Source organism: Pseudomonas sp. 2822-17 (assembly GCF_002742485.1).
In the GTDB taxonomy this organism is placed as follows: domain Bacteria; phylum Pseudomonadota; class Gammaproteobacteria; order Pseudomonadales; family Pseudomonadaceae; genus Aquipseudomonas; species Aquipseudomonas cyclaminis.
Map to the genome: position 1 here is coordinate 44,133 of NZ_LJRZ01000250.1, position 13,632 is coordinate 57,764.

At 59.6% G+C, this 13,632-nt stretch carries 12 protein-coding genes; 9 read left to right on the plus strand and 3 right to left on the minus strand.

All coding sequences use genetic code 11. The annotated features are described in order from the left end of the window. Positions 1-68 precede the first annotated feature (68 nt). Both AOA60_RS03405 and AOA60_RS03410 read right to left on the minus strand, forming a co-directional pair. Positions 69-350, minus strand: coding sequence for a peptidylprolyl isomerase (locus AOA60_RS03405; RefSeq protein WP_005788801.1), 282 nt, complete (start codon positions 348-350; stop codon positions 69-71). An 89-nt stretch (positions 351-439) separates the two neighbouring features. Further along, on the minus strand, positions 440-934 hold the full coding sequence (locus tag AOA60_RS03410) for a DUF1543 domain-containing protein (protein WP_099583205.1): 495 nt from the start codon (positions 932-934) through the stop codon (positions 440-442). Between the two features lie 106 nt (positions 935-1,040). Here AOA60_RS03410 and AOA60_RS03415 point away from each other — a divergent pair, with 106 nt between their 5' ends. Next, positions 1,041-1,862, plus strand: a complete 822-nt coding sequence (locus AOA60_RS03415) for an aldo/keto reductase (RefSeq protein WP_099583206.1) — start codon at positions 1,041-1,043, stop codon at positions 1,860-1,862. 53 nt (positions 1,863-1,915) lie between these two features. Here the strand turns inward: AOA60_RS03415 and AOA60_RS03420 are convergent, their stop codons facing one another. Then, positions 1,916-2,431 (minus strand): Hcp family type VI secretion system effector, encoded by a 516-nt coding sequence (locus AOA60_RS03420; RefSeq protein ID WP_099583207.1) that lies wholly within the window; start codon positions 2,429-2,431, stop codon positions 1,916-1,918. A 465-nt stretch (positions 2,432-2,896) separates the two neighbouring features. On the opposite strand from AOA60_RS03420, the gene tssA reads away from it, so the two are divergent. From tssA to AOA60_RS03460, 8 genes are read left to right on the plus strand one after another with little or no spacing between them, the layout of a single operon-like run. Continuing rightward, positions 2,897-4,444, plus strand: coding sequence for a type VI secretion system protein TssA (gene tssA / locus AOA60_RS03425; RefSeq protein WP_099583208.1), 1,548 nt, complete (start codon positions 2,897-2,899; stop codon positions 4,442-4,444). A gap of 32 nt (positions 4,445-4,476) precedes the next feature. Continuing rightward, positions 4,477-4,974 (plus strand): type VI secretion system contractile sheath small subunit, encoded by a 498-nt coding sequence (tssB, locus tag AOA60_RS03430; protein WP_099583209.1) that lies wholly within the window; start codon positions 4,477-4,479, stop codon positions 4,972-4,974. Between the two features lie 28 nt (positions 4,975-5,002). Then, positions 5,003-6,478: a type VI secretion system contractile sheath large subunit gene (gene tssC / locus AOA60_RS03435; protein ID WP_099583210.1), complete on the plus strand. Its 1,476-nt coding sequence runs from the start codon at positions 5,003-5,005 to the stop codon at positions 6,476-6,478. A gap of 14 nt (positions 6,479-6,492) precedes the next feature. Next, on the plus strand, positions 6,493-6,894 hold the full coding sequence (gene tssE, locus AOA60_RS03440) for a type VI secretion system baseplate subunit TssE (RefSeq protein ID WP_099583211.1): 402 nt from the start codon (positions 6,493-6,495) through the stop codon (positions 6,892-6,894). Then, positions 6,884-8,671, plus strand: coding sequence for a type VI secretion system baseplate subunit TssF (tssF, locus tag AOA60_RS03445; protein WP_099583212.1), 1,788 nt, complete (start codon positions 6,884-6,886; stop codon positions 8,669-8,671). The genes tssE and tssF overlap by 11 nt, the downstream gene beginning before the upstream one ends. Beyond that, positions 8,635-9,642, plus strand: a complete 1,008-nt coding sequence (tssG, locus tag AOA60_RS03450) for a type VI secretion system baseplate subunit TssG (RefSeq protein WP_099583213.1) — start codon at positions 8,635-8,637, stop codon at positions 9,640-9,642. Before tssF ends, tssG begins: the two co-directional genes overlap by 37 nt. Before the next feature lie 12 nt (positions 9,643-9,654). Further along, complete coding sequence (locus AOA60_RS03455) at positions 9,655-12,093, plus strand: AAA family ATPase (protein ID WP_099583214.1); 2,439 nt, start codon at positions 9,655-9,657, stop codon at positions 12,091-12,093. After that, positions 12,090-13,616, plus strand: coding sequence for a sigma-54-dependent Fis family transcriptional regulator (locus tag AOA60_RS03460; RefSeq protein WP_099583215.1), 1,527 nt, complete (start codon positions 12,090-12,092; stop codon positions 13,614-13,616). Before AOA60_RS03455 ends, AOA60_RS03460 begins: the two co-directional genes overlap by 4 nt. The last annotated feature ends 16 nt before the right edge of the window (positions 13,617-13,632 follow it).

The following is a 13,632-nucleotide window of genomic DNA, read 5'->3' on the forward strand; positions in this document are numbered from 1 at the left end:
CCAGTCATCACATGCACAACGGCCCACCAAAAGGCGGGCCGTTGTTTATTGCATCAGCGCGGACTGGATCAGTCCTGGCGGCTGGTGACTTCCAGCAGGTGGTAGCCGAACTGGGTTTTCACCGGGCCTTGCACGGTGTTGACCGGGGCGCTGAATACCACGGTGTCGAATTCTTTAACCATTTGGCCTGGACCGAACGAACCCAGGTCGCCGCCTTGGCGGCTGGATGGGCAGCTGGAGTTGGCTTTGGCGATTTCTGCGAAATCGGCGCCGCCTTCAATTTGGGCCTTGAGTTCGTTGCACTTGTCTTCAGTGGAAACGAGAATGTGACGGGCGGTGGCTTTGGCCATGGGGAGTAACTCCTTGAGTAAAAAGGGTGAGCCTACCGGATTCAGGCGGTTATTTCCTGGCAAAGTTCCCGGTATTTGATCGGTTGGGTTCAGGGCAGCACGATATAGTCGTTGCGCTGCAGGATTGCCCGGTGCGGCGCCTGGACGAGGTGCAGGTAGCGCCCATCCACCAGGTCGATGGGCAGGCAGTCGTCGATATCCAGCACACCATCGGTATGGGCCTGGGACCAATGCCCGCGCATCTGTTGCTTGCCCATGCCCATGGCTTGCTGTTTGTTGCGCGCGACCACCAGCAGGTAATGATGGGCCTCGCCAAAGGTGTTCGCTTCATAACCGCCCAGGTTGATGAAGTACAGGTGATGCGCGTCCGCCTGGGGTGCCAGATGGCTGAGTTCGACCTTCCAGCCGTCGACGCCATCCACGGCCATCCACGAGTCGATATGCACGCCCTTGGGGCTGCCAAACCAACCGTCGCGCAACTGCGGATAAGTGGCCTCCAGCGTGTCCGCAGCGGCGAACACCACATCGTGCACTTCAATTTTCGCCCTGGGGTGCTTGCCCCCGAGCATCACGACAAACAGCATTGCGGGTCTTTCCTCGCGACTTGGCAAAGGCCAACCATACTGCGATTGAACGCTTTTGTCCGGCCAATGCCACACTGTTAATCCGCGAACTCATCAGGAGGTTGTCATGCGTACCATTGATCTGGCGGGTGTTCCCGTCCCTGTCATCGGCCAGGGCACCTGGCGCATGGGCGAAAAGCCGGACCAGCACCGCGCCGAAGTCGCGGCGTTGCAGCTGGGAATCGACGAGGGCATGACCCTGATCGACACCGCTGAAATGTATGGCGAGGGCGGCGCCGAGACGGTGGTCGGCGAAGCCATTCGCGGCAAACGTGACCAGGTGTTCCTCGTGAGCAAGGTGTACCCGCACAATGCCAGCCACAAGGGCGTCCCGCGTGCCTGCGAGGCCAGCCTCCAGCGGCTGGGTACGGACTACATTGATCTTTACCTGCTGCACTGGCGTGGCCAATACCCGCTTGAAGAAACCGTTGAAGCGTTTGAGCGTCTGCGCGAAGCCGGCAAGATCGGCCGTTGGGGCGTCTCCAATTTCGACGTGGCAGACCTGCAGGAGCTTGCGTCCCCTGCCTGCACAACCAACCAGGTGCTCTATAACATCGAAGAGCGCGGCATCGAATTCGATCTCCTACCCTGGTGGCGGCAACATCACCTGCCGTTGATGGCGTACTGCCCAATAGCGCAGGGCGGTGAGTTGTTGTCCAGTACGACCCTCAAGCAGATCGCCCGTCGCCATGAGGTCACACCGGCCCAGGTCGCACTGGCCTGGGTGTTGCGCCAAGAGGGTGTGATCGCTATTCCCAAGGCTGTTTCGCCGGAGCACGTGCGACTGAACGCAGCCGCCGCCAACCTGCTACTCGACGAGCATGATCTCGACGCCATCGACCGTGTGTTCGGCGCGCCCAAGCGCAAGCACTCGTTGGCGATGGTTTAGCCTACTCGCAGAAACGGCGCCATCCGTGGCGGCCGTTTCTGCGTGAGACCGAGTTAACCGGCTACCGGGCTGCGCCAGTCATCCGACCCAGACGTGCCGGACACTTCGTGTGTCCACACGATCTTGCGATAGGTGAAGTACACGTCCTCCAGATGTGTGAAGTGGGCATTGTCCGGGTCTTGGCAGTTGGGCATGCGCGACTGGATGTCTACAAGGGTGGCGCCCTCCAGCTCAATGGTGAAGTAGTGTTCCTGGGTGCCGGCCGAGGACGTGCGAAACCATTCCAGCCGGCACTTGACCTCTTCACCGCTGGTCAATGCGCTGAACAGCAGTGGCGAGGACTTATCGAACACCTTGCTGACCATCAGCGGCTTGTGCACCCGCTGGCCCGTTGGCTGACCCGACTGTGGGTCGCGGGGAATGATTACCTGATGGGAAAACGCCTGCACCAGAATCTGGTCCTCATGGCCTTCCTGAAAAATATTCCCTACCGAGTCCTGGGTAAATGTGCCTGCCGTGATCAAACCTTGTTTTACACCGGTGATAGAGAGATACGCGGGTGTTGGCATGACTGGTTTCCTTGCCTGATTAAAAAGTAATTCCAATCGGCAACTGCGCCGACTGGTCAAATGCCTATAACAAGAACTGTGCCGGAAAATGCGCAAGCTAATAAAAACAAAGGGCTGTGATCGCAGTTTGCTGGATGTTGGGAGTTGTGGGCAGATTTTAGTGGTTTTATAAGAATTTAGTTGCGCATAAGTGCGCATTTGTTTGCTCATGTCTCAATGCGCTGGATATTGAGTGGGTTGAGCGGTTTATCCTGTTTTTACTGCGCAAAAACCTGCGCATTACCTGTTTTAATTGGGTTGTAGGATGTTTCTTAAGTTTGGTTCTGATGCTTGATGAATGGGCTTTGCGTAGCTAATGTTTTTGAACTTTGTAGCAGGTTTACAAAGTTTGGATGGCATTCTGATGCGACTGCTTAGTTCGCTTGGTCTGTCGATAATGTATCGATCAGTCGCATACGGTTTCAAATGGACTATTCAGAAAAGCGTTGCGCTTATTACCGTGAACTTGCCCACTTACCCTGTTCTCCAACAAGTTTTGCGGGCAGCGATATGCGCTTTTCGGCTGAATACGAAGCGCTGGAAGCCGAACTGGGAAAGGGGCAGTCCTTACATGGCGCCGGCCAACCGGATTGGCAGAAGATCCAGGAGACCAGCGAGTACCTGTTGCGCGAGCACTCCAAGGATCTGCGGGTGGCCGTCTGGCTGACCTGGGCGTTGCACCAGCGCGAATCCTTTACCGGGCTCCTGGCAGGCCTCGGTTTGCTGCGCCAGCTGTGTGAGCATCACTGGTCGGCGGTGTATCCGAAAAAACTGCGTACCCGTGGCGCTGCGTTCGGCTGGTTGGTCTTGCGCCTAGAAACACTGGCGGCGCAAAACCTATCCCTTCAAGGCCAGCAACCTGTATTCCGAGCTTTACTTGAGCAGTTGGCGCGCCTTGATGAGCTGTGGGCTGAGCATCTGACGGATGACGCGCCGTTGCTGCTGCCGATTCGCCGGCAATGGGACCAGCTGTTGGCTCGCGCCGCGCAAGGCCAAACGCCTGCCGTAGGGTTGGGCAGTGTGATTGCCCAAGTCAAACAGGCTGCGACTGAACGGCTTAAAGCCGAGCCGACGGTAAACAACGAAAAAGACGCGCATAAATGTCTGCGCGCGTTACAGGAACAGGCCCGTCCATTGTGTACCTGGTGGTTACGCCAGAGCGCCACCGACCTGCGTGCCTTGCGCTTGAACCGGACACTGGCATGGCTGGCTCTCGTCAGCTATCCGGACGCCGACAGTGAGCGGCTCACTGCGCTGCGTGGTCCTGCGCCCGACAAACTCAAGCGTTATCACGAGCGCTTTGCCCAAGGCCATCATGCCGACTTGATCCTTGAACTTGAGGCCAGTTTCTCAAGTGCGATGTTCTGGTTCGACGGCGTGCGCATGCTCTGGCAATGCCTTGAAGCCCAGCAGGCTGGCCTGGCCATGACCGAGCTGGAAGTGAGCTTCGCCCTGTTGCTGCAACGCTTGCCCGATCTGCCGGAGTTTCGCTTTTTCGATGGCGCGCCCTTTGCCGACGCCATGACCCGCGACTGGATCGCCCTGCACGTTTCTCCTCACCTGCAATCCCCGGAGGCCCCCGGCGTGGTGGTTGACGGTGAGCCATGGGAGCTCGCCTTGCAGAACGTGGCGCCCCGGTTGCGCAAAGATGGGCTCAAGGCTGCGGTACAGGAACTCAAGCAGGGCTTGCATGCCGCCCGCGGAGACCGCGCCCGATTTCATTGGCGTCTGGCTCAGGCCCGGGTGTGCGTACAGGCGGGCAAACATGAGCTGGCGAAGATTCAGCTGGAACACCTGGATCTCGAACTCCAGCGCACGGGCCTGGAGCGCTGGGAGCCGGAGCTGGCCCTTCAGGTGACCCAACTTTTGTACCGCTGTTGCGACCTGATGCCCCAAGACCACGCCGTGCGCGAGCGCAAGGAAGACACCCATCGCAGGCTGTGCCTCTTCGATCTCGAAGCGGTACTTGAATAGGCTTTCGAGCCATCCATAAAAGGAGAAATACCGTGGCCAAAGAAGGTTCGGTAGCACCCAAGGAACGCATCAATATCACCTTCAAACCCGCTATCGGTGGTGCGCAGGAAGAGGTCGAACTTCCATTGAAACTGTTGGCGCTGGGGGACTTCACCCAGCGTGAGGACGTGCGAAAGCTTGAAGATCGCAAGCCCATCGCCATCGACAAGAACACCCTTGACGAGGTGCTGGCCAAGCAGGCGCTGAGCCTGACCCTGAATGTGCCCAATCGCCTCCAGGCCGACCCCGACGTCGAAGAGTTGGCGATTCAGGTACGCATCAATTCGATGAAGGATTTCAACCCCGCGAGCCTGGTGGAACAGATCCCCGAGCTACACAAGCTCATGGCGCTGCGTGAGGCGTTGATGGCACTCAAAGGGCCGCTGGGCAACACACCGAGCTTTCGCAAGGCCATCGAGCAGGCGCTGGCCGATGACGGGGCCCGCGCGCGGGTACTGGCTGAGCTGGGGTTGAGCGACCACACCGTCTGAGCATTTTCAGTAAAAGGACACTGACACCATGACCACACAGCAAAAAACGTTGCCTGTACACACCGCTGACGAGTCCAGCATTCTCGATCACATCATTGCTCAAACGTTGCTGAGTGCTGACGACGAGGCTTACGCCATTGCCAAACGTGGCGTCTCGGCATTCATCGAAGAGCTGATCAAGCCGCAGAACAGCGCAGAACCGGTCAAGAAGCGCCTGGTCGACCGGATGATTGCTGAAATTGACGAGAAACTCAGTCAGCAAATGGATGAAATTCTTCACCATCCGCAGTTCCAGGCCCTGGAGTCATCCTGGAAGGGCCTTCAGTTGTTGGTCGACCGCACCAACTTCCGGGAAAACATCAAGATCGAACTGCTCAACGTTTCGCGCCAGGACCTGCTGGATGACTTCGAAGACTCGCCTGAGGTGACCCAGTCCGGGCTCTACAAACATATCTACAGCGCTGAGTACGGTCAGTTCGGCGGCCAGCCTGTGGGCGCAATCATTGCCAACTATTTTCTGTCTCCCAGCGCCCCCGATGTGAAGCTGATGCAATACGCCTCCAGCGTGGCATGCATGGCCCATGCGCCTTTTATCGCGTCCGCCGGGCCAGGCTTCTTCGGCTTGGAAAGCTTCACCGGCCTGCCTGACCTGAAGGATCTCAAGGACCACTTCGAAGGCCCGCAGTTTGCCAAATGGCAGAGCTTGCGCCAGAGCGAAGATGCGCGCTATCTCGGGCTGACCGTGCCGCGTTTCCTGCTGCGCACGCCGTACGATCCCCTGGAGTGCCCGGTCAAGACGTTTGCGTATCGGGAAAACGTGGTGAACAGTCACGAGCACTACCTTTGGGGCAATACCGCCTACGCCTTTGCCACGCGCCTGACCGACAGCTTCGCGCGGTTCCGCTGGTGCCCGAACATCATCGGCCCGCAAAGCGGTGGTGCAGTGGAAGACTTGCCCTTGCATCACTTTCACAGCATGGGCGAGATCGAAACCAAGATCCCCACCGAAGTACTGGTGTCCGACCGTCGTGAATACGAACTGGCGCAGGAAGGCTTCATTGCCCTGACGATGCGCAAGGGCAGCGACAATGCCGCGTTCTTCTCCGCCAGCTCCGTGCAGATGCCCAAGAGTTTCGGCATCAGTGCCGAGGGCAAGGAAGCCGAACTGAATTACCGCCTGGGCACGCAGCTGCCCTACATGATGGTGGTCAACCGTCTGGCCCATTACCTCAAGGTCCTGCAACGGGAGCAGTTGGGTTCGTGGAAGGAGCGCACCGATCTGGAGCTGGAGCTCAACAAGTGGATTCGCCAATACGTTGCCGACCAGGAAAACCCCAGCGCAGAAGTGCGTGGGCGACGGCCATTACGCGCCGCGCGCATCGTGGTCAGTGACGTCGAGGGCGAGCCGGGTTGGTATCGCGTCAACCTGAGTGTGCGACCGCATTTCAAATACATGGGGGCTGACTTCACGCTGTCCCTGGTTGGCAAGCTCGATAAAGAATGAGCAGGGGCCAAGGGATGACCCGCAACAGAAGCCTTTTCGAGCGACTTGAACAGCCTGCGGCTGACCCGGCAAACGGTGTGACATCCGTTGCGGCTCACTTGGGGAAAATGCTCAGCATCCGTGCCGGCAGCGTACAGACACTGCCGGATTACGGCATGCCGGACCTCAATGATATGCACCGCAGCCTGCATGAGTCGTTGAGCCAGTCGCGCGTGTTGATCGAGCGATTTATCCGGGCCTACGAGCCACGCTTGAAGCAGGTACGCGTGAGGGCACTGCCGCGTGGTCATGATCCTCTGGCCTTGGCATTCGCCATCGACGCCACGTTACGCATAGCCGGTGAGACGCAGCCTGTGGCGTTCACCGCGCACCTGCGTGATGCCGGGCAGGTAGAGGTGTTGCCTGATGTCCTTTAACCAGTATTACCAAAGTGAACTCAGTGCGTTGCGTCAGCTGGGCCGGCGCTTCTCTGAACGTAATCCTGCGCTTGCCCCGTTCCTTGGCGAGGCTGGTCAGGACCCCGATGTGGAGCGCCTGCTGGAAGGCTTTGCCTTTCTCACGGGTCGCCTGCGCCAGAAGCTGGATGATGAGTTACCTGAACTGACTCACTCTTTGATGCACCTGCTGTGGCCCAACTACATGCGGCCGACACCGGCGTTCAGCATCTTGCAGTTTGATCCGTTGAAGCAGGTTGGGCCGGGTGTGATGGTCCCACGGGACACCCCCGTGGAAAGCTCGGCGATCAACGGCGAGCGCTGCCGTTTTCGGACCTGCTATGCCACCCGGGTCCTGCCACTGCAACTGAGTGCACTGGATTACAGCCCCCAAGGCGAGCGGGCGCTGTTGAGCCTGCGTCTGGAGATGAGTGCCGAGGGCAATTTCAGTGAGTGGTCGTTCGATCATGTGCGCCTGCATCTGGCGGGAGACCGTTATGTCAGTCAGGGGTTGTACCTGAGTCTGTTGCGCCACGTTGACGGGATCGAGTTGCAGCCATTCGGCTGCGATGGCCTGGCAATCAAGGGGGCGGATGGCCAGGCTGTGTGCCTGCGAGTTGGCGCCGATCAGGTGAAGCCGGTGGGGTTCTGCGAGCTGCATGCGCTGATTCCCTACCCGCAGAACACCTTTCGCGGATACCGTCACCTGCAGGAATATTTCGCTTTCCCGGAAAAATACCTGTTCGTCGATGTGCAAGGGCTGGATGTGCTGCAGCAGTTGCCCCAGGACGTACTCAAGCAGATCTGCGGAGTGAAGCTGTGCTTCGGGTTACACACCCAGAGCCAGGCTACGCAGTGCCCTACGCTGGACAACGTGAAGCTGTACTGCACGCCCATCGTCAACCTGTTCCAGCATGATGCGGTGCCGATTCGCCTTGAGGGCAAGCAGGACGAATACCTGCTGATTCCCGGCGAGTATGCGCGCGCTAACGCCAGCGTGTTTTCCGTAGACAAGGTAACGGGCTGGCGCCCTGGCGGCTTGGGGTATGCGGCTTACGTACCGTTTGAGTCCTTCGAGCATGACGGCGATACGGATGCATCGGCAGCGCCCAACAGCTACAGCATTCGCCAACGCGAGTCGACACAGCACGCGGGACTCGATACCTGGCTGGGCCTGGGCAACGGCCACGGGCATGCACAGGAAACACTGTCGATCGAGCTGACCTGTACCAATCACAACCTGCCTCGGCAACTGCTGGCCGGTGAGATCAACCAACCCTGTGAGCAGACACCGGAGGGGTTGTCATTTCGCAATATCAGCGTGCCGACCGCGAGTTATGCGCCGCCCCTGGATCAGGACTTTCTCTGGCGCCTTATCAGCAACATGTCACTCAACTATCTGTCACTGAGCGATATCAAGGCGCTGAAGGTGATCCTCGAAACCTATGACCTGCCGCGTTATCACGATCGACAGGCACGCAAGGTCAGCCAGATCAGGTTAGGTGCGTTGCAGTCCATCAGCCATACCGCCGTCGACCGCTTGCACCGTGGGATGCCCTATCGGGGATTGCGGATCGACCTGACCGTTGATCCACACGGCTTCCTGGGGCCGGGCGAAGTGTTTGTGTTCGCGTCGGTGCTCAACGAGTTCTTCGCGCTTTACGCCAGCCTCAATGCCTTCCATGAACTACGCGTCATCAGCACACAAGGAGATGTGTACCTATGGCCACCCAGGATGGGCCAGCAGCCCCTGCTTTGACCGAACTGTCCCGTGTCATTCGCGAGTATTCGCTGTGTCAGGCGATTTTGCAGGTGATCAAACGTCTGCGTGATGCCCATCCGTTGCTGGATGACAACGCGCTGTATGACCGGTTGGAGTTTCAGGCCAACCCAGGTCTTGGTTTCCCCGGTCACGATATTGATCGGCTGGAGTTTTTTGTCGAGCGCGATCAGTTGCACGCGCGTCTTCGCCTGAACGTGCTGGGGTTATGCGGTGCGGGCTCTCCATTGCCCGCGTTTTATGGCGAGCAGGCATTTGCCGAAGGGGTGGGCGGTACGACGACGCGAGATTTCCTGGACCTTTTTCATCACCGCCTGCAACGACTGATGCTGCCGATCTGGCGTAAATACCGCTATCGAGCGCGGTTTCAGACGGGAGCCAGCGACGCCTTTTCCGAGCAGATGTTTGCCCTGGTGGGGTTGGGGAGCAGGCACATCCGTGATGCGACGCAGTTGGACTGCAAACGGTTGCTGCCTTACCTGGGGCTGCTGAGCCTGCGGGCTCATTCGGCGGCCCTGATCGAGACAGTCCTGCGTTACTACTTCAAGCACAGCAGCGTGTACATCGAGCAGTGGGTTGAGCGCACGGTTGGCATTGCTCTAGAGCAGCAAAACCGGCTGGGTGGTGCCAACAGTTTGCTGGGGTTGGACCAGGTATTGGGGTGCCGGGTCGCCGACCGCAGCAGCAAGTTCAGGGTGCATGTAAAGGGCCTGGACTGGCGGCGTTTTCATGGGTTTTTGCCCAATGGTCCGGAGTATCCCCAACTGTGCTCGTTGGTGCGATTGACCGCACGAGACCCACTGGAATATGACCTGCGCCTGGTGTTGGCCAGGGACGAGATCAGGCCACTGCACCTCGGCGAACACAACGTCTGTCGGCTGGGTTGGACCAGTTGGCTGGCACATGAGTGCGCTGACGGTGTGGTCATTGTGGCCAGCAATGCTCAATAGGGACTGATGATTATGATGAATGTAGACCTGCAACAACTTATCCGGACGCTGAGCCCCGGGGTTCGTCGAGACCTGGAACGCTCGGCCGAGCGTTGCGTTACCCGGGGCGGACGGGAGGTACTGGTAGAAGACTTGCTGCTGGCCCTGCTGGAGCATAGCGGTGGGCTTCTGGAACGGGCATTGGCCGATGCCGGGGTTGAAGTCGGCGAGCTGGAAGCCACCCTGCAACCCAAAGGCGAGACGAGCGCGTCGCGTAATCCGGTGTTTGCCCTGGCGCTTGTGCAATGGCTGCAACAGGCGTTGCTGGTTGCGCATTTGGAACTGCGTCAGACCGAAGTGGACCATGGCGCCCTGTTACTGGCGCTGTTGCGCCACCCACTGCAGCATGCGGGCAGTGGCTATCAGGCGTTGTTGAGCCGTTTGGACGCACAGCGCGTCCGCGATGTTGCGTTGAGCCAGGTACCCGAGATCAGGCCGGTGACCAGCGGCGAGTCATTGCTGGAACGTTTTACCCATGACCTGACGCGCCAGGCAGGTGAAGGGCGCATCGATCCGGTGTTGTGTCGCGATGCTGAGATTCGCCAGTTGATCGACATCCTTATGCGCCGGCGCAAGAACAATCCGATCCTTGTCGGTGAGGCGGGGGTGGGCAAGACCGCCGTGGTCGAAGGCCTCGCCTTGCGCATTGCCAACTCACAGGTGCCTGACCCGCTCAAGGATGTGCGGGTGCTGACCCTGGACATGGGCCTGTTGCAAGCAGGTGCCAGTATCAAAGGTGAATTCGAACGGCGCCTCAAGGGCGTGATCGATGAGGTCAACGCCTCTGCGAAGCCGGTGATTCTGTTTATCGACGAGGCACATACCCTCGTGGGTGCCGGTGCGCAGGCGGGTGCCGGCGATGCGGCCAACCTGCTCAAACCGGCGCTGGCGCGGGGCGAGTTGCGGACCATCGCGGCCACCACGTGGTCGGAATACAAGAAGTATTTCGAGAAGGACCCGGCGTTGGCCCGACGTTTCCAACCAGTGCTGGTTGGCGAGCCCAGTGTGGAGCAGGCGATCTCGATCCTGCGCGGGCTGGTTCCGGCGTATGAGACCAGTCACGGCGTGTACATCCGTGACGATGCTGTCGTCGCAGCCGCGCAGATGAGCGCCCGCTATCTCGCCGGTCGGCAACTGCCCGACAAGGCCGTGGATGTGCTGGATACCGCCTGCGCACGTGCGCGAATCAGCCAGGTAACAGCGCCCGAGGCATTGGAGCGCCTGAGTACCCAACAGGCTGAAGGCTCGCGCCAGCGCGAGGCGCTGAGTCGAGACAGGGACGCCGGGCTCCCTGTGGATGAGCAGGCCATGCACGCATTGAGCCTTCGATTGGCGGCTATCGAGAGCGAGCGTCAGCCGTTGGAACAGCGCTGGCATGAACAGCGAACTCAGGCGGAACCGGTGCGTGTGTGCCCGCGGATGGTGGCGCAGGTCATCAGCGCCTGGACGGGTATTCCGCTTGAACAGCTGTCCCTGGAACACAGTGCAGCGGTCCTCGGTTTTGCCGATGCGCTGCGTTCGCGTATTCTCGGCCAGGAACCTGCTGTACAGGCGCTGGATCGCAACCTGCGCGCGGTGGCGGCAGGGCTGAACAAGGCCGATGCTCCGGTCGGCGTGTTTCTGCTGGTGGGCCCGAGTGGTGTGGGCAAGACCGAAACCGCCTTGGCTCTGGGGGATTTGCTGTATGGCGGCGAGCGTTTTGTCACCACCCTCAACATGTCGGAGTTTCAGGAAAAGCACGCCTTGTCACGGCTGATTGGCGCACCACCCGGTTATATCGGGTACGGCGAGGGCGGGGTATTGACCGAGGCTGTGCGCCAGCGACCTTATTCGGTGGTGCTCCTCGACGAAGTCGAAAAGGCCGACCCGGAGGTGTTGAATCTGTTCTATCAGATCTTCGACAAGGGGCTGGCCAATGATGGTGAAGGACGGGAAATCGATTTTCGCAACACGCTGATCCTGATGACCTCCAACCTGGCCAGCGAGTGCATCGTCGACTTATGCGCAGGCGGCCAACGGCCTGACGCTCAAGTGCTGCAAGACTCAATCCGCCCCGTGCTGCGCGACTATTTCAAGCCAGCACTGCTCGCCCGGATGCGTGTCGTGCCTTATTACCCGGTCGCGGGTGATGTATTGCATGACCTGGCAAGGCTCAAGCTCGACCAGTTGGGGCGAAGATTGCAGTCGCGCAAGCTGGTATTCAGCTACGCAACTGAACTGCTTGCTCATATGGCCGAGCGTTGCTCCCATAGCGACAGCGGGGCACGGTATATCGACCAATGGATCGAGATCCACCTGTTGCCACAGATGGTCGATCGGCTGCTGGAAGCGATGACCATCGGTGAGTCTCTGTCGAGGGTTCATGCACGCCTGGATGGTGACGGGCAGCCGGTATGCGAGTTCAGCCGATGATGAACAGTGCATTCGCCCAATTACCCCAGCCACTGGCCTATGCCGATGCGTTGCTGGCCTGGATCACCCGGATGGGGATCGACAGTGATGAGAGTACGTTGCCGGACCTGTGCGTCGCGGCGGCTGCGCAACTGAGTCAATGTGAACTCAGCCAGTTGTATTGGCGCGATGAGGCGACGGGTCGACTCGACCTGATTGCCCAGCATTTGCCTGGAGCATTATCCCCGTGTAATCAGGCTTGCGGACCTGACTTCCAGCAAGAGCAGTTGTTGGACTATGTCCTCAGCCAGTGCCGTCCACTGAGCCTGGAAGATCTGCCTGGTAGCGTGTACCAAAGCGGGTTTTTGCCGGCAGTGGCAATGCCATGGCGGTCGTTGTGCTGCGTACCGTTGTTCGGTCGGCGCAAAACCGTTGCCGGCGTGTTGCTGTGCGCCAGCCAGCATCCGGTGTCCTTGCAGGAATATGCCTCTTCGTTGGGCCAGTTGGGCAGCTTCGCCTTGAGCCAGCTTGCCTTGTTGCGGCGTATGCGCCCCGCGCCCGGCGGCGCCCAGGTTTGCATGCCGATACCGCGTACGGTGTATGGGCTGATCGGCAAGAGCGCGGCCATGGATGAAACCTGCCGCTTGATCGGCAAGGTACTGAACACACCCTATACCGTGCTCCTGCGCGGCGAGACGGGCACCGGCAAGGAGGTGGTGGCGCGGGCCATCCATGGGGCAGGGCCGCGCAAAAACAAAGCCTTTGTGGTGCAAAACTGTGCCGCCTTTCCCGAAGGCCTGCTGGAAAGTGAGTTGTTCGGCTACCGCAAAGGCGCCTTCACTGGCGCCGAGCGCAACCACGCCGGGCTATTCGATACGGCGGACGGAGGCACGTTGCTCCTTGATGAAATCGGCGACATGCCGCTGTCGCTGCAGGCCAAGCTGCTGCGGGTTTTGCAGGAAGGAGAAATCCGTCCGTTGGGCGCCAGCGCTGCGCATAAGGTCGATGTGCGCATTATCGCGGCGACCCACCGTGACCTTGCGGCGATGGTGGCCGAAGGCAGTTTTCGCCAGGACCTGTATTACCGGTTGGCCCAATTCCCTATCGAGCTTCCGGCCTTGCGTGAACGGGAGGGCGACGTGTTGCTGTTGGCGCGACATTTCGCGCAAATCGCCTGTACCGCGCTGGGCCGTACTGCGGTGGAGTGGTCCAGCGCAGCCCTGGATCAACTGTCGAGTCACGCCTTCCCAGGCAATGTCCGCGAACTTAAATGCCTGGTGGAGCGCGCTGTATTGCTTTGTGACGACAGCGTGATCTTGCCGGTACATCTATCTCTCGCGCCAGTGCCTGAGGCTACGGCGGCGGATGCAACGTTGCGTCAGCGGCTGGAGCGAGTTGAACGGGTGTTCCTGATCGATTGCCTGCGCAAAAACCGTGGCAATCGAACCCGTACCGCCCACGAACTGGGGGTTGCACGTCGCACGCTGCTCTATCGCCTTGCACGCCTGAACATCCCCTGTGGCGCCGCCCAGGGAGAGTGCTGAATGCAGAATATGTGGG